At 70.4% G+C, this 20,216-nt stretch carries 27 protein-coding genes; 16 read left to right on the top strand and 11 right to left on the bottom strand.

From position 1 onward, the window contains the following. Positions 1-192 precede the first annotated feature (192 nt). Complete coding sequence (locus tag A4X16_RS04645; RefSeq protein ID WP_231880274.1) at positions 193-1,347, top strand: ROK family transcriptional regulator; 1,155 nt, start codon at positions 193-195, stop codon at positions 1,345-1,347. Here the strand turns inward: A4X16_RS04645 and nhaA are convergent. Together nhaA and A4X16_RS18030 are read right to left on the bottom strand one after the other, a co-directional pair. Then, on the bottom strand, positions 1,337-2,638 hold the full coding sequence (gene nhaA, locus A4X16_RS04640; protein ID WP_157559955.1) for a Na+/H+ antiporter NhaA: 1,302 nt from the start codon (positions 2,636-2,638) through the stop codon (positions 1,337-1,339). The two genes, A4X16_RS04645 and nhaA, sit on opposite strands and share 11 nt — an antisense overlap. A 66-nt stretch (positions 2,639-2,704) precedes the next feature. Beyond that, positions 2,705-2,878: a hypothetical protein gene (locus A4X16_RS18030; protein ID WP_197491769.1), complete on the bottom strand. Its 174-nt coding sequence runs from the start codon at positions 2,876-2,878 to the stop codon at positions 2,705-2,707. Positions 2,879-3,018: 140 nt separating this feature from the next. On the opposite strand from A4X16_RS18030, the gene A4X16_RS04635 reads away from it, so the two are divergent. Beyond that, positions 3,019-3,366 carry a hypothetical protein gene (locus A4X16_RS04635; protein WP_067117088.1) on the top strand — a complete coding sequence of 116 codons (348 nt, stop codon included), beginning with the start codon at positions 3,019-3,021 and terminating at the stop codon, positions 3,364-3,366. Between the two features lie 35 nt (positions 3,367-3,401). Here A4X16_RS04635 and A4X16_RS04630 read toward each other — a convergent pair whose 3' ends face one another. Further along, positions 3,402-3,842, bottom strand: coding sequence for a MarR family winged helix-turn-helix transcriptional regulator (locus A4X16_RS04630; protein WP_067117086.1), 441 nt, complete (start codon positions 3,840-3,842; stop codon positions 3,402-3,404). Between the two features lie 203 nt (positions 3,843-4,045). Here A4X16_RS04630 and A4X16_RS04625 point away from each other — a divergent pair, with 203 nt between their 5' ends. The 4 genes from A4X16_RS04625 to A4X16_RS04610 all read left to right on the top strand — a co-directional run bounded on the left by A4X16_RS04625 (position 4,046) and on the right by A4X16_RS04610 (position 6,292). Continuing rightward, the gene (locus tag A4X16_RS04625; protein ID WP_067117083.1) at positions 4,046-4,384 is read left to right on the top strand and encodes a DUF7882 family protein; all 339 of its coding nucleotides are present in this window, start codon (positions 4,046-4,048) and stop codon (positions 4,382-4,384) included. 103 nt (positions 4,385-4,487) lie between these two features. Next, positions 4,488-4,652 (top strand): hypothetical protein, encoded by a 165-nt coding sequence (locus A4X16_RS18025; RefSeq protein ID WP_197491768.1) that lies wholly within the window; start codon positions 4,488-4,490, stop codon positions 4,650-4,652. Between the two features lie 390 nt (positions 4,653-5,042). Next, entirely contained in the window at positions 5,043-5,864 is an 822-nt protein-coding gene (locus tag A4X16_RS04615) for a CPBP family intramembrane glutamic endopeptidase (protein ID WP_067117077.1), read from the top strand. A 59-nt stretch (positions 5,865-5,923) separates the two neighbouring features. Next, on the top strand, positions 5,924-6,292 hold the full coding sequence (locus tag A4X16_RS04610; RefSeq protein ID WP_067117074.1) for a hypothetical protein: 369 nt from the start codon (positions 5,924-5,926) through the stop codon (positions 6,290-6,292). A 50-nt stretch (positions 6,293-6,342) separates the two neighbouring features. Here A4X16_RS04610 and A4X16_RS04605 read toward each other — a convergent pair whose 3' ends face one another. From A4X16_RS04605 to A4X16_RS04595, 3 genes are all read right to left on the bottom strand, one after another. Next, complete coding sequence (locus tag A4X16_RS04605; protein WP_067117071.1) at positions 6,343-7,992, bottom strand: RecQ family ATP-dependent DNA helicase; 1,650 nt, start codon at positions 7,990-7,992, stop codon at positions 6,343-6,345. A 120-nt stretch (positions 7,993-8,112) separates the two neighbouring features. After that, entirely contained in the window at positions 8,113-8,961 is an 849-nt protein-coding gene (locus A4X16_RS04600) for an ADP-dependent NAD(P)H-hydrate dehydratase (RefSeq protein WP_082914267.1), read from the bottom strand. Further along, positions 8,945-9,673, bottom strand: a complete 729-nt coding sequence (locus A4X16_RS04595; protein WP_067117068.1) for a histidine phosphatase family protein — start codon at positions 9,671-9,673, stop codon at positions 8,945-8,947. Before A4X16_RS04595 ends, A4X16_RS04600 begins: the two co-directional genes overlap by 17 nt. Before the next feature lie 195 nt (positions 9,674-9,868). Here A4X16_RS04595 and A4X16_RS04590 point away from each other — a divergent pair, with 195 nt between their 5' ends. Next, positions 9,869-10,585 carry a hypothetical protein gene (locus A4X16_RS04590; RefSeq protein WP_231880273.1) on the top strand — a complete coding sequence of 239 codons (717 nt, stop codon included), beginning with the start codon at positions 9,869-9,871 and terminating at the stop codon, positions 10,583-10,585. A gap of 57 nt (positions 10,586-10,642) precedes the next feature. Here A4X16_RS04590 and A4X16_RS04585 read toward each other — a convergent pair whose 3' ends face one another. The 4 genes from A4X16_RS04585 to A4X16_RS04570 form a co-directional block, all read right to left on the bottom strand. Next, the gene (locus tag A4X16_RS04585; protein ID WP_067117065.1) at positions 10,643-10,846 is read right to left on the bottom strand and encodes a hypothetical protein; all 204 of its coding nucleotides are present in this window, start codon (positions 10,844-10,846) and stop codon (positions 10,643-10,645) included. Between the two features lie 97 nt (positions 10,847-10,943). Beyond that, a complete protein-coding gene (locus A4X16_RS04580; RefSeq protein WP_067117062.1) occupies positions 10,944-11,285 on the bottom strand; it encodes a DUF7882 family protein in 342 nt (113 codons plus the stop codon). A 143-nt stretch (positions 11,286-11,428) separates the two neighbouring features. Continuing rightward, positions 11,429-12,142 carry a GAF and ANTAR domain-containing protein gene (locus A4X16_RS04575; RefSeq protein ID WP_067117160.1) on the bottom strand — a complete coding sequence of 238 codons (714 nt, stop codon included), beginning with the start codon at positions 12,140-12,142 and terminating at the stop codon, positions 11,429-11,431. Positions 12,143-12,173: 31 nt separating this feature from the next. Continuing rightward, a complete protein-coding gene (locus A4X16_RS04570; RefSeq protein WP_082914266.1) occupies positions 12,174-12,728 on the bottom strand; it encodes a GAF and ANTAR domain-containing protein in 555 nt (184 codons plus the stop codon). A 329-nt stretch (positions 12,729-13,057) separates the two neighbouring features. Here A4X16_RS04570 and A4X16_RS04565 point away from each other — a divergent pair, with 329 nt between their 5' ends. The 7 genes from A4X16_RS04565 (at position 13,058) to A4X16_RS04535 (ending at position 17,429) form a co-directional block, all read left to right on the top strand. Next, complete coding sequence (locus A4X16_RS04565; protein ID WP_067117056.1) at positions 13,058-14,503, top strand: phytoene desaturase family protein; 1,446 nt, start codon at positions 13,058-13,060, stop codon at positions 14,501-14,503. Positions 14,504-14,568: 65 nt separating this feature from the next. Then, positions 14,569-14,844 (top strand): SDR family NAD(P)-dependent oxidoreductase, encoded by a 276-nt coding sequence (locus tag A4X16_RS04560; protein WP_067117053.1) that lies wholly within the window; start codon positions 14,569-14,571, stop codon positions 14,842-14,844. After that, positions 14,841-15,575, top strand: coding sequence for a peptidase dimerization domain-containing protein (locus A4X16_RS04555; protein WP_231880272.1), 735 nt, complete (start codon positions 14,841-14,843; stop codon positions 15,573-15,575). The genes A4X16_RS04560 and A4X16_RS04555 overlap by 4 nt, the downstream gene beginning before the upstream one ends. 108 nt (positions 15,576-15,683) lie before the next feature. After that, positions 15,684-15,944 (top strand): DUF6458 family protein, encoded by a 261-nt coding sequence (locus A4X16_RS04550; protein WP_067117157.1) that lies wholly within the window; start codon positions 15,684-15,686, stop codon positions 15,942-15,944. Between the two features lie 5 nt (positions 15,945-15,949). Beyond that, positions 15,950-16,573: a DUF1684 domain-containing protein gene (locus A4X16_RS04545; RefSeq protein ID WP_067117047.1), complete on the top strand. Its 624-nt coding sequence runs from the start codon at positions 15,950-15,952 to the stop codon at positions 16,571-16,573. Positions 16,574-16,745: 172 nt separating this feature from the next. Beyond that, positions 16,746-17,081: a DUF7882 family protein gene (locus A4X16_RS04540; RefSeq protein WP_067117044.1), complete on the top strand. Its 336-nt coding sequence runs from the start codon at positions 16,746-16,748 to the stop codon at positions 17,079-17,081. 75 nt (positions 17,082-17,156) lie between these two features. Beyond that, on the top strand, positions 17,157-17,429 hold the full coding sequence (locus A4X16_RS04535) for a hypothetical protein (protein ID WP_067117041.1): 273 nt from the start codon (positions 17,157-17,159) through the stop codon (positions 17,427-17,429). A gap of 21 nt (positions 17,430-17,450) precedes the next feature. On the opposite strand, the gene A4X16_RS04530 is transcribed toward A4X16_RS04535, so the two are convergent. Next, positions 17,451-18,851 carry a threonine/serine ThrE exporter family protein gene (locus A4X16_RS04530; protein ID WP_067117154.1) on the bottom strand — a complete coding sequence of 467 codons (1,401 nt, stop codon included), beginning with the start codon at positions 18,849-18,851 and terminating at the stop codon, positions 17,451-17,453. An 86-nt stretch (positions 18,852-18,937) separates the two neighbouring features. Between A4X16_RS04530 and A4X16_RS04525 the strand changes: the two genes are divergently transcribed. Continuing rightward, positions 18,938-19,534, top strand: coding sequence for a DapH/DapD/GlmU-related protein (locus A4X16_RS04525; RefSeq protein ID WP_082914265.1), 597 nt, complete (start codon positions 18,938-18,940; stop codon positions 19,532-19,534). Next, positions 19,524-20,144 (top strand): TetR/AcrR family transcriptional regulator, encoded by a 621-nt coding sequence (locus A4X16_RS04520; RefSeq protein ID WP_082914264.1) that lies wholly within the window; start codon positions 19,524-19,526, stop codon positions 20,142-20,144. The genes A4X16_RS04525 and A4X16_RS04520 overlap by 11 nt, the downstream gene beginning before the upstream one ends. Positions 20,145-20,216: the final 72 nt, after the last annotated feature.

The following is a 20,216-nucleotide window of genomic DNA, read 5'->3' as shown; positions in this document are numbered from 1 at the left end:
AGGACGGGTTCGAGGCCCGCCTCACGTTTAGTTTCATATGTTTACTATGTTTCGTCAAGCCCTCCATTGGATTTCGACATTTCGGCGCGAAGCGTCTTTACTTGGTTACTGTATGAACCGAAGGAAGGGCTCCCGATGACGATCACTCAGAATCGAGCAGTTCCCCCGCCGCGCGCCCACTACCCTCGAACCGTGATCGCTCGCGGGAATCCGGAGGCGTGGCCGACGATGTCCGCCGCCAGCCATGCGGTGCTGCGCGAGATCGTGGTGAACGGCGCCCTGCCGCGGGCCGAGCTCGCGGCTCGGCTGGGGCTGTCGAAACCCAGCCTGACCCGCATCACGAGATCCCTCATGGACGACGGCTTCCTGCTGGAGGGCGGAACCGAACTGCGGGGCGGCATGGGTCGCCCGTCGGAACTCCTGCATCTGCGCCCCGAATCGCGGCGATTCGTCGGGTTGAAGCTGACCGGCGACCACCTCTACGCGGTCGTGAGCGATCTCGGCGCCACCGTCATCGACGCCTACGACGAGCCGATCGTCGACCGCTCCGTCGCGGCCGTGCTCGAGCAGATCCGCATCGTGGTCGCTCGCTTCGACGAGTCCTGGGGCCCGCTCACCGCTGTGGGTGCCGCGCTCGCCGGAACCGTCCAGGGCTCGGGTCGGGGCCGTGTGGTCGTGGAGTCGGCGTTCCTGGAGTGGGCGAACGTCCCGCTCGTCCGGCTGCTCGAGGACGCGACCGGTCTCCCCGCGACCGTCGACAACGACGTGCAGGCACTCACCGCAGCAGAGCACTGGTTCGGCGCGGGTGCCGGGCTGCGGACGATGGTCCTCCTCACGGTGGGCGTCGGCATCGGATGCGGGCTCGTCATCAACGACGAGCTCGTCGACGGCGCGCACGGGACTCCCGGGCGGATCAGTCACCTCATCGTCGACCCGAGTGGACCGTACTGCGACCGCGGTCACCGGGGATGCGCGTCGAGCTACCTCACGAACTCGTCCATCGCGGGTGCTCTGCCCCGCGACCCGGCCGGCGAGCGCACGTACGAGTACGCGCTGGAGCAGGCGCGGGAAGGACGGCCTTCCGCGCTCAAGGCGTTCGCGGACGCGGGCTTCGCGCTCGGCTGTCTCATCGGGACGGCGGCGAACCTCATCGATCCGGCGAAGGTGATCCTCTCGGGCGACGGTCTCGCCGTGTACGAGCTGGCCGAAGCGGATGTGTGGCGCGGCATCCGGCAGACGCACGAAGAGGATCTCGAGCGCCTCGACGTCGACGTGCAGCCCTTCGACTTCGGCGAATGGGCGCGCGGCGGGGCCGTGCTCGCCATCCGCAACGCGATCAGTCCCTGACGTCCTCCGCATCCGGCGCCGGATCGGGCTCGACCACGACGACCGCCCGCGGTCGGAGCCCGAGCACCGCGCCGCCGATGACGGCGGCGATGACGGATCCGAGCAGGACTCCGATCTTGACGTGCTCGTCCGCAACCGAGCTCGCTCCGTAGGCGAGTTCGCCGACGAGGAGGGAGACGGTGAATCCGATGCCGGCGATGAATGCCATTCCGGTGAGGTCCGGCCAGCGCAGGCTCGGGTCCAGGCGCAGCGCCGGGTGGCGGCTGAGGAGGAACGTGATGCCGAGGATGCCGAGCGGCTTGCCTGCGACGAGTCCGACGACGATGCCGAGGGTGATCGGATCGCCGAGAGCCGATGCGAGTCCGTCCCAGCCGCCGACAGTGACCCCGGCCGAGAAGAAGGCGAAGACGGGGACGGCGACGAGTGTCGCGACGATGCCCCACCGGTCGGCGAAGTGCGGCGCGAGGCCGTCGTATTCGGGGGTGTCGTCGTCTGACGAGCGCGAGAGGACGCGCGCCCGCTCCGTCGGGACGACGGGGACGACGAAGCCGAGAAGGACACCTGCGACGGTCGCGTGGACGCCGGATGCGTGGATGCAGACCCAGACAGCGACGGCGAGCGGCAGGAGGATCCACCAGGCCCGCACGCCTCTCTGGACGAGGAGAGCGAACCCGGCCAGCGGCAGCACGGCGAGGGCGAGCCACGGGAAGCTGATGGTGTCGCTGTAGAAGGTGGCGATGATGGTGATCGCGATGAGGTCGTCGATGATCGCGAGCGTGAGGAGGAAGACCCGGAGAGCGGGCGGAAGCGATCTTCCGACCACCGCGATGACGGCCACTGCGAACGCGATGTCCGTCGCGGTCGGGATCGCCCAGCCTCTGAGCGCATCCTGTCCGCCGCCGGCGTTGATGAGGACGAAGATGAGGGCCGGGGCGGCTACGCCACCCACTGCCGCGGCGACCGGGAGGGCGGCCCGCCGGGGGTCGCGCAGGCGCCCAGTGACGAACTCCTCCTTCAGTTCGAGGCCGACGACGAAGAAGAAGATCGCGAGGAGACCGTCGGACGCCCAGGCTCCGACGCTGAGCTCGAGTTGCAGTTCGGGGAAGCCGAACGTGAAGTCGCGCACGGACTCGTACCAGGACGCAGCGGGCGTGTTGGCGAGCACGAGCGCCGCGAGGGTGGCGAACAGCAGCAGCGCTCCGCCGAGCGCGTCGCTGCGGACGGAGGAGCGAATACCGCGCCACAGCTGATGGGGAGCGCGACGGGCACGGGAAGGCAGGGATGATGACATGGACAGACCTCGGGTGGGAGAACGACGAAGGGCGCGAAGCGACCGCGTCTCCTCTCGAAGCGCGGTCTACCGACGTGGCGGCGGGCAGCCTGCGATCTCTCCGTGCGAGATCGTGCCCCACACGCTCGTCCACCCGTTGGTCCCCGGATGCAGAAGCACCCGCACCCACATCGCCATCGGCGTCGCGGTGCGCAGCCGGTGGGGAGCGCGAGAGGCGCTGGCGGTGGACGAGAGGGGCATGACACCAGCCTAGACGCCCCGCCCGACTCGACCTCGCCGACCTCCCGAGCTCACCGATCCCGCCGACGTCCGCGCTCGGATATTGAGCGGTGCGGGGCGGGTGTGCGATTCTTGGACGTCGAGACTGGAGAGGGGACGCCGTGCCGTTTCGTAGTCGAGCTCTGCTGGAGGCGTGGCTGGCGGAGTACGCGTCGTCCGTTCCCGGGGCCCACCGTGCACGGGTCGCCGTGCAGGAAGAGGTGGGTGGCAGTGACAGCGGCCTGGTCGTCGTCCCCCTCGACGGCGCGACGACCTCCGTGTACATGCAGCCGGCCGAGCTGGGCAGTCCCGAGTGGCGGGTCACGTTCGAAGCGCGCGCGGACGCGATGGTGGTGACGAGCGCCGACGTGCGGATGCTCTCCCAGGAGCTCGCGGCGGCGGCGGATCTCGTCGACTTCCTCGAAGAGAAGTCGCGACAGCATCTCGCCCACATGAACGACGGAGAGTAGGCCTCCGCGCGCAGGATCCGCGCCGCGACGCCGTTCTACGCGAGCGCGCGTGAGGCGGCGCCCGCAGCGGCGTCGAGGACGTCGGCGAACCGGTCCGTGTCGGCGGCGCTGGCGCGCAGCTCCCGATCGAGCGTGTCGTCGAACGCCGTGAGCATCGACCACGGCTCGTCGTCGAGGTCGACCTCCACGAAGAGGTGGTTGACCCGGCGGTCGGAGTCGTCCTGCTCCCGCCGCAGCATCCCACGCATGATCAGGCGGTCCGCGAGCGCGGTTACGCCGGCCGAGGTGATCCCGAGGTGCTCGCCAAGCTGAGTGGGACGGATGCCGGGGTTCGCTCCGACATGCAGGAGCGTGCGAGCGTCGAGCTCGTTGACGCCGAGCTGCCGACGCGCCTCCGCCAGCATCGCGGCCCGCTGCTCGACGTAGCGGATGAGGGCGTGGGTGAGCGGAAGGCGGGTCCCGCCGGCGTCACTCATAACCGCATCTCCTTCCGGCCCCGTGGCGAACCCGTCCACTGTAGCGAAAATTTCGACAGTCGAGTGGTCAACTCGAAAAGCTATCGAGATGAACATTTCATGAATTTAGTTAAAGAACTGAGATAAGTGCTAGCCTGACACCAGGCACCTCGACATCGGGGAGGCGCGCCACCGCGTCGGCCCCCACTCACGAAGGAGTCATCATGGGACAGCTCCGATACGGCGACGCCAACCAGCCCATCGACGTCGACGATCGCCTCCTGCAGTACATCCAGATCATCGCCGCGACCAAGCTCCGTCGCCACGAGTCGTTCACGCTCACCTGGGTGCGCTCCGACGGCGGCGGTCGCGAGACGCTGTGGATGCAGCCGTCGATCCCGCTGCACTTCGTCTTCGACCACATCGAGGTCCCGCGCACCGAGATGGCGTATCTGCGACAGCTCCTGGAGTCGGCGAACTCGGCGACCGGCCTGACGATCGACCCTCTGACCTGGGAGGCGCAGGAGTCCGCGCACCGACCCGCGCTCGTGCCCGCAGCCTGAGGCGCGGGCAGTGTCTCGCGCAGGCGCGCCGGGGTCAATGCCCTGACGCGTTCGGATGCTGCGGCGTAGCGTCGCCGATCCCACCACAGATCGGAGCAGGACGATGAGCGACCCGAGCAACACCCAGGGCACCCCCGGAGCGGACGAGGAAGCCGACACGGCATCCGGCGGGGCTCCCGACGAGACGTCGACCAGCACGGACGACATCCTCGAGGAGGAGACGACCGACGACGACGGCGCGCCGCTCCAAAACCCGTCCGGGGGCTGACCGGCCGCGGGGGCGAGAGCGAGTGATCCCCCTCGCCGGCTTCGGGTGCCGGAGAGGGGGAAACTCGCGGTCTCGCGGCACCGGGGGGAGGGCCGAGAGGACGTGCAACGACGGCGGAGTATCCCCACTCTCGCGGTGCCTTTCCCCAGAAGCGGCGCCTTGTCGTGCACCCCCGTCCTTGGGAGACGTCCCTATTCTGGTGAATGGATGCGGGCATCGTCTCGGATCCTGTGGATGTCCACAAGTCTTCTTCGGCTTTTCTGGCTCTGGACATTCGGTCATCGACAAATAGACGAAAGTCAAGGTCCTATCTTCCTTCTGGCCAGCCCTTCGTTCCGTTACGGCATCCTCGCTAGTTTGAGACCAGGTTCTCGGACGAGGGGTGGAGCGATGGAAGACAGGGTCTCGGGATGGCGGTGGTTCTGGGAGCGCGGCGGCTGGTGGCGTGCACTCGTGCTCGCCGCGGCGTACTACGCGCTGTACGAGCTGCTCGGATGGGTGGTCGACGCGACCATCGGCGCATCCGTTCCCCGCGACGGCGGCGCCGGGGACCTGCTCGTCCACACCGGGCTGCCGATCCTCCTTGGAGTGCTGTCCCTGCTCGCCTTCGCCGCATCGGTCGGCTGGCTGCGCGAGCTCTTCGGCCGGCAGACCCTGCGGAGTCGGCGCTGGATGTGGATCGCGGTCGTGGTCGTGCTCGCCATCAACGTCTCGTCGGTGCTCAGCGTCGACTACGGCGCGGCCGGATTTCCCCTCGTCGGCGCCTGGCTGCTCACAGGAGTGGTGATCGGGATGGCCGAGGAGTTGCTGACCCGAGGCTTCGTCGTGACCTTGATGCGCAGAGCCGGCCACGGGGAGATCGCCGTGGCACTGATGTCTGCAGGAGTGTTCGCCGCCCTGCACATCGGCAACGTCTTCACCTCCGATCAGGGCGTCGTGACGACAGCCGCGCAGGTGGTCTACACGTTCTTCTTCGGCGTGTGCATGTATCTCGCGCTGCGTGTGACGCGCACGATCTGGGGTCCGATCCTGCTGCACGCCAGTACCGACCCGACGCTCTCGCTCCACGGCGAGTACCCGGAATCCGGTCTCGTCGGCATCCTGTCCTCGCTCAGCACCTATCTGGTCACGCTGTCCGGGTTGGTGCTGCTCATCGTCCTCGTCGTGAGCGAACGCCGAAGGGTGAAGGCGGAACCCGGCGCACTGCGCTGATCCCGGTGCCGGGCGGCCTGCGTCAGGTGCGGCCCAGGCGCGCGGGTTAGCCTCGGGGCATGCGCCGCATCGTCGTCCTTCCCCTCCTGCTCGCCATCGGACTCCTGGGCGGCTGCGCCCAGGTGACGCAGGCCGCCGGCGACGCGCTGGGCGTGGACGTGCAGCAGACGTGCGCATCGATCGACGATGCCTACGCCCGCTATCAGGCGCTGCTCGATCGGGGCGGTGCCTCGGCCGAGCAGGTCGACGCGGCGCGCGACGATCTCGTCGCCAGCCTCGACGGTCTGGCGACGCAGGTCGACGGGCCGCTCGGCGAGCTCGTCTCGTCGGCGGCGCAGCAGATCGGCGGGATGAGCGACCTGCAGGCTCCGGAGACGATCGAGGCGATCGACGCACTCCGCGACTCGCTGTCGACCTTCTGCGCCTGACCCCGCGCGACCACACGTCGGGGGAGGAGCCGCGCGGCCGAGCGGGCGCGTCAGACGAGAGCGTCGGCCAGCTGGAGCACCCCGGTCTCGAGAGCCTCGTAGGACACCACCTTGTAGCCCTCCGACTCGAAACAGATCGTGGCGCGATCGGGGTCGACGCTGGTGACGGTGCCCGCGCCCCACTCGCGGTGTGCGACCCGCACGTCCACCGAGAGGGGCGCGTCGTCGATCCCGGCATCCGCGTCCGAGGCCCCCGAGGCGTCGCGCTGTTCGCAGCGATCGCAGTTGCCGCACCAGCGGGCGCCCTCGACCCCGAAGTAGTCGAGCAGGATCCGACGGCGGCAGTGCGAGGTCTCGGCGTACGCGCGCATCATCGCCAGACGGGAGTCGGCCACGCGCTCCCTGGCGTCGAGCGTCTCGCGGACGGTGCGGACCGCGGTGTCCGCCGCGACCGAGCGCACCTTCCGGACGCCGTCGGTCGTCTCGACGAGCTGCGCGTCGACGAGGTCGTTGACGAGGCGGGTGACCGTGCGCGAGGGCTTGTCGAGCGTGGCGGCGAGCTCGTGGACGTGGCGTCCCGGCGTCCGACCGATCGCCGCCCAGAGGGCGCGGATCTCGGCCGGCCGCACCGAGCGGCGCGTGAAGAAGCGCCGGAGGCCGAGATCCTTCGCGTGATAGTGGAGGGCGGTCGTGGCGGGTTCGCCGTCGCGCCCCGCCCGACCGATCTCCTGGTAGTAGGCGTCGAGGGACTCGGTGACGGCGGCGTGCAGCACGAAGCGCACGTCGGGTCGATCGATGCCCATGCCGAACGCCGAGGTGGCGACGACGACGTCGAGCTCGCCGTCGCGCCAGCGGTCCTGGATGCTGCGACGATCGGCGGCCTTCATCCCGGCGTGGTACGCGGCGACCCGACGATCCGCCGCGGCGATCTCCTCGGCATACGCCTCGGTCTCCTTGCGGGTCGCCACATAGACCAGACCCGGCGCGGTCCACGTGCGGGCCTCCTCGACGACGGCCGCCCGCTTCTGCGTCTCGCTCTCGTGGCGATGCACGACGAGACGGATCTCGGGGCGGTCGACGCCGTGCACCTGCACGTCCACGTCGGTCATCGCCAGCTTCTCGATGATCTCGGCGCGCACCGGCTCGGAGGCCGTGGCGGTCATCGCGAGCACCGGCGGGTCGCCCAGCTCGCGACGGACGTCCGCCAGCCGCAGGTAGTCGGGCCGGAAGTCGTGCCCCCAGGACGACACGCAGTGCGCCTCGTCGACCACCAGGAGGGTCACGCCGGCGGCCGCGAGTCGGGCGACGGTCTCCTCGTGGCTCAGCTGCTCGGGAGCGAGCAGCACGTACACGGGGCCGCCTGCGTCGATGAGATCCCAGGCTCGCGCGGCCTCGGATGCGGGGATGGCCGAGTTGATCGCGACGGCCGGCGGCGCCGCCGGGGCCGCGGCGATCGAGGCGATCTGGTCGGCCTGCAGCGCCACGAGCGGCGACACGACCACCACGACACCGCCCCGCTGGGCGCCCGCGATCTGGTACACGGCGGACTTGCCGCCGCCGGTCGCGAGCACGAGCAGCGTGTCCCGACCGGCCGACGCCGAGTCGATCGCCTCGCGCTGCCCGGGAAGGAGCTCGTCCCACCCGAAGCCCTCTCGCGCGATGGTGTCGACGGACGCGGGAGACGTGCGGGAGGAGCTCATGCGAGAGACGGTATCCGCGCTCATCCCGATCCGCGCGCGGGTTGACAGACGGCGCCTCGGACGGCTCCGGACGGGCGTCGACCGCTGCTCATGATCGGCCGCGCTCCCGGTGCCTCGCCGTCAGCGCCGCCTCTCGGCGTCGAGGACGGCGGCGGGCAGCTCCTCCGCGAGTTCTCGCGCCAGGAATCCGAGCCCCATCCGCTCGGTGAGGCGGTCGCCGGCGCGACCGTGGCACCAGGCGCCCCAGACGGCGGCGCGCTCCAGCGGGAGTCCGCGGGCGGCGAAGCCGGTGATCGCGCCGGCGAGGACGTCTCCGGACCCCGCCGTGCCGAGCCCCGCGCCGCCCGCATCCAGCTCCCACACCTCGCCGGAGGGCGCGGCGACGGCGGAGTAGCAGTGCACCACGGCGTCGAGATCGCGCGCGAGTCCGCGCAGGTCGCGAGAGAGATCGTCGACCGGGCGGCCGAGGAGGATCTCCGCTTCGTCGAGGTTCGCGTTGACGATGAGCGATCGCGGCAGCTCGTCGCGTGGCACATCGCGCAGGATGCCGACGGCGAAGGCGTCGACGACGAGACGGTCGATCGTCCGCTCGGACAGCCGTCGCAGCCAGTCGCGCGCCGTCTCCGGGTCGGCGAGTCCCGGCCCGACCAGGACGGCATCCGCGTCGTCGCAGGAGCTCGCGCACGCGGCATCCGTCGGCCCGCCGGATTCGGGCGCGTCATGCACGCCGGCCTCGGGGAACGCCCCCCGGACGACATCGGTCAGAGTGGCATCCGTCGTCACCCCGACCTTCCCCGCGCCGACGCGCAGCGCAGCCTCGCCGGCCAGGATCACGGCGCCGGTCGACAGGGGCGACCCGCCGATCACCATCGCGGTGCCGCGGGACTTCTTCGAGTCGCCGGGGTCGGGCAGCCCCCATTCCGCGAGAAGGGCGGGCGTCACGGCCGTCGGGTCAGCGGGGAAGGACATCGGGGCTCCCGGGGTGTGCGGTGACCTCCGCGCCGAGCCGCTCGAGGTGGCGCACATCCGAGAAGTCGGTGAGCTGCCATCGCTCCCCGTCGGCGCGGAGACGAGTGACCGAGGCGTTCAAGACCGTGTTCGCGGCGGCGAATCGCAGGAGAGCGGCTTCGCCCATGCCCGTGAGCAGCGCCACCAGCAGCATGACGACGGCGTCGTGCGCCACGACCAGACCCACCCTGGCATCGGCCGCCGAGGCGTCGTGGAGGAACGACCGCAGACGCAGCGACACGTCGGCCCAGGACTCGCCGCCGGGCGGCCGGTGATAGTACTTGCCCAGGTTCGCCCGCCGTGCCGCCTCCTCCGGATGCCGCGCGACCACGCCCCGTCGGGTCAGCAGGTCGAGGATGCCGAGCTCGCGGTCGCGGAGCCGCTCATCGGTGAGCACGCGGCGGATGTCCGGACCGTTCTCGATGCTCAGCGCGAAGGTCTGCTGCGCCCGCACGTACGGCGACACCCAGGCGATCTCCGGAATCCGCTCGGCGCCGAGCAGCGGTGCGCCGAGCGCTCGCGCCTGCTCCACTCCGGTCTCGGACAGCGGCACGTCGGCGTCGCGCGTGTCGAGCGCGATCACCTCGGCACCGGCCACCTCCGCGGCGGTGGCCGCGACGTTCCCGATGCTCTCTCCGTGACGCACCAGCCACAGCTCTTCCAACGACGTCATGCGTGCCCTCCGTCCGACGGACTCCGAGAATCCCACAGCTGCGGAGCGTGCGTCGCGGGGTTGACCACACGACCGGCGGGGAGTACCCGGGGGAACAGACGGATGCGGTGCGAATGCTGCGGGGCAGGTTACGCGCGCCGTCGCGGAAGAGCAACCGCCCTCACGCATCGACGCGAGAGGCCTACATTCCGCAGCATGAGCACACGAGACAGCACACCCGACCCCGCCGCTCCGCGTGACCCCCGCACGCCGCGCGACCCCGACTACGTTCCCGATCCCCGCGCCGCCCGTGAGCAGGGCGCGACCGTGCACGAGGTGCCGGAGGGCTCTCCGCCGGCCCGCGACGACGCCCGATCGCTGCACGACGACGTGCATCGCCGCGAGAAGGCGGAGTTCGGCGGCTTCAAGTTCGGCTCGGCGTTCTTCGGCTGGCTCACCGCGATGGGCACGACGGTCCTCCTCACCGCCCTCGTCACCGCGATCGGTGCGGCGGTCGGCGCGAACAGCGGAACGACGCCCGAGGAGGCGGCCGACTCGGCGATGGGTCCCCTCGGGATCGTCGCGATCGTGGTGATCGCCGTCGTGCTCCTGGTGTCGTACTTCGCCGGCGGCTACGTCGCCGGGCGGATGGCGCGATTCAGCGGGGCCAAGCAGGGCATCGCCGTCTGGATCTGGGCGATCGTCGTCGCGATCGTCGTCGCGATCGTCAGTGCGATCGCGGGAGCGCAGTGGGACATCCTCGGGAACCTGCAGGGCTTCCCCCGCATCCCCGTCACGCCCGAGACGGCGACGACGACCGGCATCCTCACCGCGGTCGGAGCCGCCGTGGTGACCCTCGTCGGCGCCGTGCTCGGCGGCCTCGCGGGCATGCGGTATCACCGCAAGGTCGATCGCGTCGGCCTCGGTCGCTGACGCGCAGGAGGCCTCGGGCCGCGCGACCCGAGGACTCCCGCGTCGGCGGGGTCCGGATTAGCGCGACGTCGGCGGAAGCTTGTCGACGCCGTGACGGTTCGGCTTGTCCGGTTCGGCGGCCGTCTCGGGCGAGGCGTGGGCGGGGCCGGTCGGCGACTCGGACGTCGGGTAGCTCGGCTCCTCGATCTCGACGGCCTTGTCGCGTTCGTCGAGCGGGGGGAGGTGGTCGAGGGGCTGCTTGATGTCATCGGGGTGGCTCATGGGCCCAGGCTCCGCCTGCGTGCCGCCCCGCGCACAGGGGGTTGAGATCGAAGCCGGGTTGTGGTCGCCACCGCCGAAGCGCCACCCGACGCCGATCTCAGAGAGGGATCGCGTGGCCCTTGTCCTCGTGATCCGCGAAGCTCTGCATCGGCTCGTGGACGAGGTACAGCCCCGTCGGCGCGTGCGCCGTGTACGAGAGCGCCTCGACCCATCGCCGGTTGATCGACGGCTGGCGGCTTCCATGGAACTTGTACACGATCGCGCTGCGCCCGTGCAGCCACACCGTCGTACGTCCCCCGCCGATGCTCGGGTCCTCCTTCCAGGTGAAGGTGAACGGTTCGCTGCGGCGCAGCTTCGCAGTGATGACGATCTGCAGGTGCGCGAGCGCGCGGTCCTCGATCTCTACCTTGACATTGCTCTCGTAGATGAAGCTTCCCATCGCGGGCCCCCTGTGACTGTCGATCTCAACGGAGACGCGAGTCGGGGACTGGGACCAGCGGTGGCATCGGTCGGATCCGAGGATCCGCGACCACATCCACAGAATATCGTGTCGCCCGCGGCGAAGGAACCCTGCGCGGGCGGTCAGTGCGAGGCGGCGGAGTCGATGACCTCCTGGGCCACCACCGACAGGCGTCGCCCGCTGCTGCGCGCCCGATGTCGCAGCAGCCGGAAGGCCTCGTCCATGTCGACCTGCTCGCTGTGGGAGAGGACGCCCTTCGCCTGCTCGATCAGCACGCGGCTGTCGAGCGCTCGCTGCAGCTGGTCGCGGGCGATGTTCGCATCCCGGAGGGCACGCTCCTGGATCGGGCTGATGGTCGCGATGTCCGTGAGCGCCCTGGCGATGGTGAGGTCGTTCGCGGGCAGCGGTCCCGCGCGATCGCTGAAGAGATTGAGGGAGCCGATGACATCGTCGCGGAACCTCATCGGTATCGCGTACAGGGCGCGGTATCCGACGCTGGCCGCGCTCTCGGCGAAGGTCGGCCAGCGCGCGGCGCTGGAGGCGATGTCGTCGACGGAGACGACGGAGCCGGTCTCGTACGCGTCGACGCAGGGGCCTTCGTCGGCGCGCAGCTGCAGCAGACTCACGAGGTGGCTGCGCTCGCTCGTCGATGCGACCACCTCGAGGTCACCGGACGCGTTGGGCAGCAGGAGGCCCGCATCGGCGGCCTCCAGGATCCGCGACGACTGTTCGACCAGCGTCTGCAGGACGTCGACCATGTCGTAGTCGTTGACGAGCGTGTCGGCCAGGGCGACGAATGTCTGTGCGAGCTGGGCCTCGCGGGTCTGGGCGATCATGAGCACAACCTACCTTTCGGGTCGGTGCGAATCACGGTTCTAGGGTGAGTCGGCGGGATGTGATGTCGGCGGCCGTCTCGCGCACGGAGCGGCCGGAGGCGAACGCATGGGCGCGGATGCGAAGAAGTGCCTCGGTGGGGGGGATGCGGAGCTGCGCGATCACCATGCCCGTGGCCTGATGCACCTCGCGCCGCGAGAACGGGCTGTCGTCCGAGGGCTCGAGACTCCGGGTCCGCAGCGCATGCTCGAGGACATCGGCGGCCGATCGGGCGACGAGGTCCGTCGCGAGATCGATCGCGTTCGGGCTCAGCGCATCCGCCGACTCGGCGTACAGGTCGACGGCTCCCATGCGCAGCGAGCCGATCGCCAGGGGGAAGGAGTAGAGCGCGCGCACGCCCGACTCGGCGATCGCCTGACCGAAGATCGGCCAGCGGACGGGAGACACCTCGCCGAGGTGGGGGACGAGGACGGGAGCCTGCGAGCGGTGGGCATCCCAGCTCGGTCCCTCGCCGGCATCCAGTTGGGATTCGATGAAGTGCGCGGCGAGGTCGTCGCTCGCGCTGACCGTCTCGACGTCGAACGGCACGTCCAGGGTGGAGATCGCCGCCCTCTCTATGTTCAGCGCGGCGACGAACCGTGCGCTGAGATCCGGCGCACGCGGAGTTCGCGCGGTCGTGATGATGACCTCCTGGTCCGGCGGGGTACCAGAAGCCGTGAGCGGCCATGGTCGGGACGGGATTTCCGTCTCACACGATATAAGAGGACCCGCGTCGCCTTCACGGAACCCCCTTCACAACGGCGAGTCGAGATCCTACAGTCAGCCCTGGCGACATCTCCGGCTACTCGGGCTGGCGGGGCGCGGTTCGCGCTGTCAACCGGTTCCCCCGGGAGCCTGCGGCGAGAGATGATCGATTCATGGATACAGCGGTCGTCGTCGGTGCCGGTCCGAACGGTCTCGCCGGAGCGGTGACGCTCGCGCGCGCAGGGATGCGGGTTCGGGTGTACGAGAGGGCCGACCAGCCAGGCGGGGGCGCGGCGACCCGTGAGCTCACTCTTCCGGGGTTCCACCACGACGTGTGCTCGGCCGTGCATCCGATGGCGTTCGAGTCGCGCTTCTTCCGCGAGTTCGGCCTGAGCGACCGCATCCCGTTCGTCACGCCCGAGGTCTCCTTCGCGCAGCCCCTCGACGGCGGTCGCGCCGGGATCGCGTATCGGGACCTCGAGCGCACCCGCGAGGGGCTGGGCGCCGACGGGGACGCCTACGCGCGACTGCTGCGTCCGCTCGTCGAGCGGGCGAGCGAGGTCGCGGAGTTCACCGGGTCGCCGCTCCTGCGCATCCCCGACCGCCTGCGCACCCCGATCGTCTTCGGGCTCCGCTCCCTCGAGCAGGGCACCCCGGCGTGGAACGCGCGGTTCCGCGAGGAGGTCGCCCCGGCCCTGCTCACGGGCGTCGCGGCCCACACGATCCTCGCGCAGCCGAGCATCGCCGGAGCCGGCGCCGGGCTCGCCCTCACGACCTACGCCCACGCTCAGGGGTGGCCGATCCCCGTCGGCGGCAGCCAGTCGATCATCACCGCGCTGCTCGACGACCTGCGCGCGCACGGCGGCGAGCTGATCCTCGACCATGATGTGACCTCGCTGGCCGAGCTGCCGGAGGCCGCGGTCACGCTCCTCGACGTCACGCCGAAAGCCTTCCTCGGTCTCGCCGGCGACCGGCTTCCGGCGCGATACCGTCGGGCGCTCCGGCGCTTCCGCTACGGCGGCGGCGTCGCGAAGGTCGACTTCGCGCTCGACGGACCGGTGCCCTGGCGGCATCCCGAGCTGGCCCGAGCGGGCACCGTGCACGTCGGCGGTACGCGGCAGGAGGTCGCGGAGGCCGAGAACGCGGTGCATCGAGGGCGACTGCCCGACCGCCCCTACGTGCTCGTCTCGCAGCCGTCGGTCTTCGACGCGACGAGGGCGCCGGCGGGGAAGCACACGCTGTGGACGTACACGCACGTGCCCGCTGGCAGCCCGGCCGACCGCCGGGAAGCCGTGACCGCGCAGATCGAGCGGTTCGCGCCCGGGTTCCGGGACCGGATCCTCGCGACGAGCTCCCGCACCGCGATCGAGGTCGAGCGCCACAACCCCAACTATCCGGGCGGCGACATCTCGGCGGGCGCCCCCGAGCTCTGGCAGCTGTTCGCGCGACCCACCTTCAGCGGCGAGCCGTGGCGGACGCCGATCCCCGGGGTCTACCTCGCCTCCGCGTCGACCGCGCCGGGGCCGGGTGTCACCGGACTGCCCGGATGGTTCGCGGCGCTCACGGCACTGCGCCGCGAGTTCGGCATCGCGACGGCACCCGACCTCGCGCCGCGCTGATCGCAGGCCGCACCCGATCTGTCAAGGGGCCGGTGAGCCCGTGATGCGGCACCTATCGTCGCCGCATGCGCGCAGCCCGGAAGAGGAACCCGCCCGTCGTCGTCATCACCGGCGCGTCGAGCGGCATCGGCCGCGCGACCGCGCACCGCCATGCGCGCCGAGGAGCCCGACTCGTCCTGGCATCCCGCAGTGCGAGCGCCCTCGAGGTCGTGGCCGAGGAATGCCGCGCGGCGGGCGGTGAGGCCCTGGTCGTGCCGACGGACGTCACCGACGAAGCCGCGGTGCAGGCTCTGGCGGCAACGGCCGTCGCGGCGTTCGGGCGCATCGACGTGTGGGGGTGACGGTGAACCCGGCCCACGTCGTCGCCGATGTCGTCAGCGCGCTGCACGACGATCACGGGCGCATCCGACTGCCCCGCTTCTACGACGACGTCGACGAGCTCACATCCGAGCGTCGCGCGGACTTCGCAGACCTTCCGTCCGACGAGGACGAGTGGATGGCGCGGGTCGAGACCACCGCGGTCGACGGCGAGGAGGGCTACACGCTCCTCGAGAGACTGTGGGCCCGGCCGTCGATCGAGATCCTCGCGCTGCTCGCCGGCGACCCGCTCGGCCTGGAGCGCTCGGTGATCCCCGAGACGGCGGAGGCCTCCTTCAGCATCCGCACGGTACCCGGTCAGCGCGTCCACACCGTCGCCGACCAGCTGCGCGAGTTCGTCGCCGAGGTCGTCCCCGCTCACGTCGAGTACACGCTCGAGACTGACGAGGTCATCGCGCAGGAGGCGTACATCAGCCCTGCGGGAACCGCTCGGGACGCGCTCGAACGCGCGCTCGAGCGCGGGTACGGCCTCCCGCTCGCCGGGCGCATGGGGAACGCGGGCGGCGGACCGGCGGACTTCCTCGCCAAGACGCTCGGAGCGCCGGTGATCCTCATCGGCACCGGCCTTCCCGACGATCACTGGCATGCGAGCGACGAGAGCGTGTCGCTCACGATGCTGCGGCGCGGTGCGGCCTCGATCGCCCACCTGTGGGAGGAGCTCGGAGCGACGGCGCCCCCGCAGTCGGGGCGGTGAGGCGCTACCACGACGGGGGAGCGGTGTCCATCTCTTTCGGGTGACCTGCTCACGGCTCTACTGTTGTCGTCCGAGGCCGCGCCCGCGGTCTCGGAAAGGGTGGTCATCATGGGTATCGGCAGCGGCATCGCACTCGTCGTCATCGGAGCGATCCTCGTCTTCGCCATCAACGTCGACACCGGCGGCTACGTCAACCTCGACATGATCGGCTACATCCTCATGGCGGCGGGAGTCCTGGTCTTCCTGATCAGCCTCGTCCTCGTCATGCGGCGTCGTCAGACCGACAGCGTCGCGCGCACCACGGTCGATCCCGCGACGGGCGACCGCGTCACGCGCCGCAGCGTGAGCGACAACGACCCCATCGTCTGAGCCCGATGGATCTCACGGCCTTCCAGGTCGTCGACTGGCGACGCCGCGTCTTCGCGCTGTACGCCGCGGTGCGCCAGTCGTCCTCGCCGGAGGAGGCCCACGAGCTGTGGCGCATCGAGCGCGACGACCTCCTGCTGCGGCATCCGTCGACCCCGCTGCTCGCCGAGGATCGGGCGCTGTTCGAGGGTCTTCCCGTCGCGCCGTACGATCCCGCGTGGCGTTTCGAGCTGCCTCTCCTCGACACGGAGTCCGCCGGGTTCGAGTTCGCGACCGGCACCGATGGCGTCGTGCCCTTCGACCGCGTGGGGCGGGTCGAGGTGCCGGACGTCGGATCGCTCGACGTCTGGCGTATCACCTCGTACGGCGGTGGGCTGTTCGTCCCGGTGCGCGACGCCCTGGCGGGCCGACCGGGCGGTACGTACGGCGGCGGCCGGTACCTGCTCGACACCATCAAGGGCGCCGACCTCGGATCCGACCCCGTGCAGGGCACGATCGTGCTCGACTTCAACTTCGCGTACAACCCGTCGTGTGCGTACGACCCGGCGTGGGCCTGCCCGCTGGCCCCTCCCGGGAACGTGCTCGCCGTGCCCGTCCCGGTGGGCGAGCTCTACGGGGGCAGCGCGCACTGATGACGTGACCGGCACGTCCGGTGCGCGTCCGGGGCCATTCCGACCGAGCGGTGCGGAACGGGCTGTCGATCCCTCGGCATCGGTGGGATAGTGGAGACATCACCACTCAGCGATCATCTCGGTCGCGCCTCTTGGCGCGGGTTCCCGTGGCGACGACGAAGAGGAGCCCGTCATGGGCAAGTTCATCTATGAGGGTGGTCCCAAGGTGGAGATCGAAGACCGCGCTCTCACCCACATCCAGCTCGCGGTCACGGCGAAGCTCCGCCGCGGTGAGCCGTTCGGCTTCACCTGGAAGGAAGACGCGAGCATCGGCGGCGGCCGGACGACCGTGTGGATCCACGCGGGCAGCTCGATCGTGTTCAAGTACTTCGGCAGCCGTCAGCCCCAGATCAACCGTGCATGGGTCGAGGCTCTCGCCTTCACGGCGAACTCGCCGAGCGGCCTGTACCTCGTGCCGGAGCCGACGGCGGAGGGCGCTGCGAAGTCGCCGGATCTCGCCAGCGCGTAGCGCCGCCTTTACTCCCGGGTTCGACGGTACGCAACCCCCTGAGTGATCGCGCGGGTCGCGCCTACCGTCGCTGACATGGGCGGCGCACGGACAGGGATCAGGACGCATGTCGAGGTCGACGGCAGGGACTTCCTGCTGGGCGGTGATCGGGATCTGGTCCACGTGATGTCGCAGATCGAGGCCGCGGCCGCCTCGCCGCCCGCGTTCGTGGACCTCTCCGACGGAGACGAGATGGTGAGCGTGCTCATCCATGGGACCTCCCGCGTCGTCGTGTCCGTCGAACGGGAGCATCGCCCTCCCGAGCCTCTGGATCCGCCGACCGCGTCGATCGATGACTGGGAGATGTGAGGGAGAGACGCCGGACGCGGATCAGCGCCGCACGCGAGCCCTCGTCTTCGCGACGCTGCTGAGCGTCGCCCGCATCGGCGTCCCGAGGTAGAGGCCGAGGGATGCTCCGGACGCGAGCGCGATGCCGATCACCGCCGCGTCGATCAGCGAGCCGCCGATGCCGAGCACTCCGGTGGAGGTGCCCGCTGCGTGCACCATCTCGAGCAGTCCCTGGAAGACCGCGACTCCGGGCACGAGCGGCACGATGGCCGCCGTCGTCACGGCGACCGAGGGCACGTGCAGATTGCGGGCGATCAGCATCCCGACCACGCTCGCGAGGAGGGCACCGATCGCGCTCGCCGCGGCAGGGTGCAGGTTGAGCGCCGTGGTCGCGGAGTATCCGGCCAGCGTGACGGCGCTGAGCAGCGCGCTGACGAGGATGATGCGCAGACCCGCGCCGTTGAAGACGGCGACCGCGACGGCGATGATGATCGCGCCGGCGAACTGACCGAGCAGCGGCCCGAAGGGGGCGGGGTCGTCGGGGAGCTCCATCGTGAACCCGAGCACGCCGCCCAGCTCCAGCCCGACGAGGATGCCGATCACCACGCCGAGCGTCTGCATCGTCAGGTCGAGGATGCGCCCGCCCGCGGTGAGGGCGAAGCCGTCGATCGCGTCCTGTGCGGCGCCGACGACGGTGAGACCCGCGAGCATGAGCACGATGCCGGAGGCGACGATGATCGACGGCCGGATGCCGACGAACGGCTCGATGCCCGCGGCGCCGAGCGCCGAGACGATGACCGCGACGACCGTCGTCACGAACCCTCCGGCGATCTGGCTGAAGAAAAGCGGCACGCGGAGGCGGGCGAGTCCGGCCTGGGTGAGCGCCGCGCCGAGCGCGGCGACGAACGTGAGGCCGACGACGATCGGCGAGGCGCCGAGCATGATGCTCACCCCGACCGCGAGCAGGGCGCGGGCGACGATCACGACCGGCTGCTGGTAGCGGAACGGCACCCTGCGGATGACGCGGAAGGCCGTGCGGGCCGACTCGAGGTCGAGGCCGTCGTCGATGTCGGCGACGAGCGCCTGCACGCGCTGGAGCTTGGCATGGTCGGGAGCCGCGACGCGCACGACCCGCACCAGGGTCTCCGGCCACGCCTCTCCGCTGAGGTGGAAGGAGACGGTGATCGAGTTGTAGGTGACGTCGACCTGCACGTCGCGCATGCGATAGGCGGCGCAGACCCGGGTGATGGCGAGGGTGACCTCGTGGGCTGACGCGCCGACCGCGAACATCGACTCCCCGATGCGGGTGGCGAGATCGAGCACCCGGGGGATCGTGCGATCGTCGATCACGGGGATCGCCTCGGTGAGAGCGGCGGAGGTCGGGTCGGTGTGCAGGATCCGCTGCACGGAGGCGAGCAGTCGCCGCGGGGAGTTCGGGGACATGTCCTCCATTCTCGCGCCTCCGGGGCGATGCTCCGGGACCTCGACCCATGTGTACGAACGTACGCATAGTTGCTAGCATCGACACCATGACCGACCACTTCGCAGGCGACCCTCGAACGAACCGGGAGCGGATGCTCGCGGGCGACCTGTACATCGCCGACGACCCCGAGATGGAAGCCAGGGCCGCCCGTGCCGCGCGACTCGCCGAGCTCTATCGGCGGCAGGTGCTCGCCGGCGATCCGGCCGCGCGAGGATGGCTCGAGGACCTCATCGGCGATCTCGCGGCCGACGTCGTCATCCGGCCGCCGCTGCACGTCGACTACGGCGATCACATCTCGATCGGCGCGCGCACGTTCGTGAACTTCAACCTCACCGCGCTCGACGTCGCGTCGATCACGATCGGCGCCGACTGCCAGATCGGTCCGAACGTGCAGCTGCTCACCCCCACGCATCCGATCGACCCCGAGCTGCGCCGCGACAAGCTCGAGGCGGCCGAGCCGATCACGATCGGCGACAACGTCTGGCTCGGCGGAGGGGTCATCGTCTGCCCCGGCGTCACGATCGGCGAGAACAGCGTCATCGGCGCCGGCTCGGTCGTCACGCGCGACATCCCCGCCGGCGTCGTCGCCGTGGGCAGCCCCGCCCGCGTCGTGCGCACCATCGAGGCCACTCATGTCGCGTGAGGTCGGCGATGCGGGCGAGACCGGAGCTGCGGACGAGACCGGCGCGGGCGCCCGGCCTGTGGGCAGCAGGAGCGGACGCCGCACCGATCCCGAGCGTCGCGATCGCATCATCGCGGCGTGCCTCGACGTGATCGCGGAGTCCGGCGTCGCCGGCGCCTCCCACCGACGGATCGCCGAGGCCGCAGGCGTGCCCCTGGGGTCGATGACCTACCACTTCGACGGTATCGACGATCTGCTGCACGAGGCGTTCACGCGGTTCTCGACCATGATCAGCGCCCGTTTCGAGCACCGCCTCGCGGCGGCATCCGATCTCGAGTCCGCCAGGGCTGCGGTGGTGGACATCATCCGAGAAGACGTCTTCGGCGACACCCGCGAGTTCGTGCTGTCGCACGAGCTGTACACGCTCGCTGCGCGCAAGCCCGAGTACCGCGCGCTCACCACGGCGTGGATGCAGCGCAGCCGTGCCGCGCTCGAGCGTCACTTCGATCCGGACACCGCGCGGCTGCTCGACGCCATGATCGAGGGCATCTCGATCCATCGCGCGCTCGACGAGCAGGCGCGCGAGGTCGGCGAGATCGCGGTCGCCGTCGAGCGCATCACCACTCCCTGACCGAGCTACGGCTGAGGCGCTGACGGATCACGGACAGAAGGACAGATCACGGCCGAACGGGATCAGAACCTC

The sequence above is a fragment of the Microbacterium sp. H83 genome (genome assembly GCF_001650405.1).
Taxonomy (GTDB): Bacteria; Actinomycetota; Actinomycetes; order Actinomycetales; family Microbacteriaceae; genus Microbacterium.
Note: the sequence above shows the minus strand (reverse complement) of the source record. Positions and strands in the feature narration are given on the sequence as shown.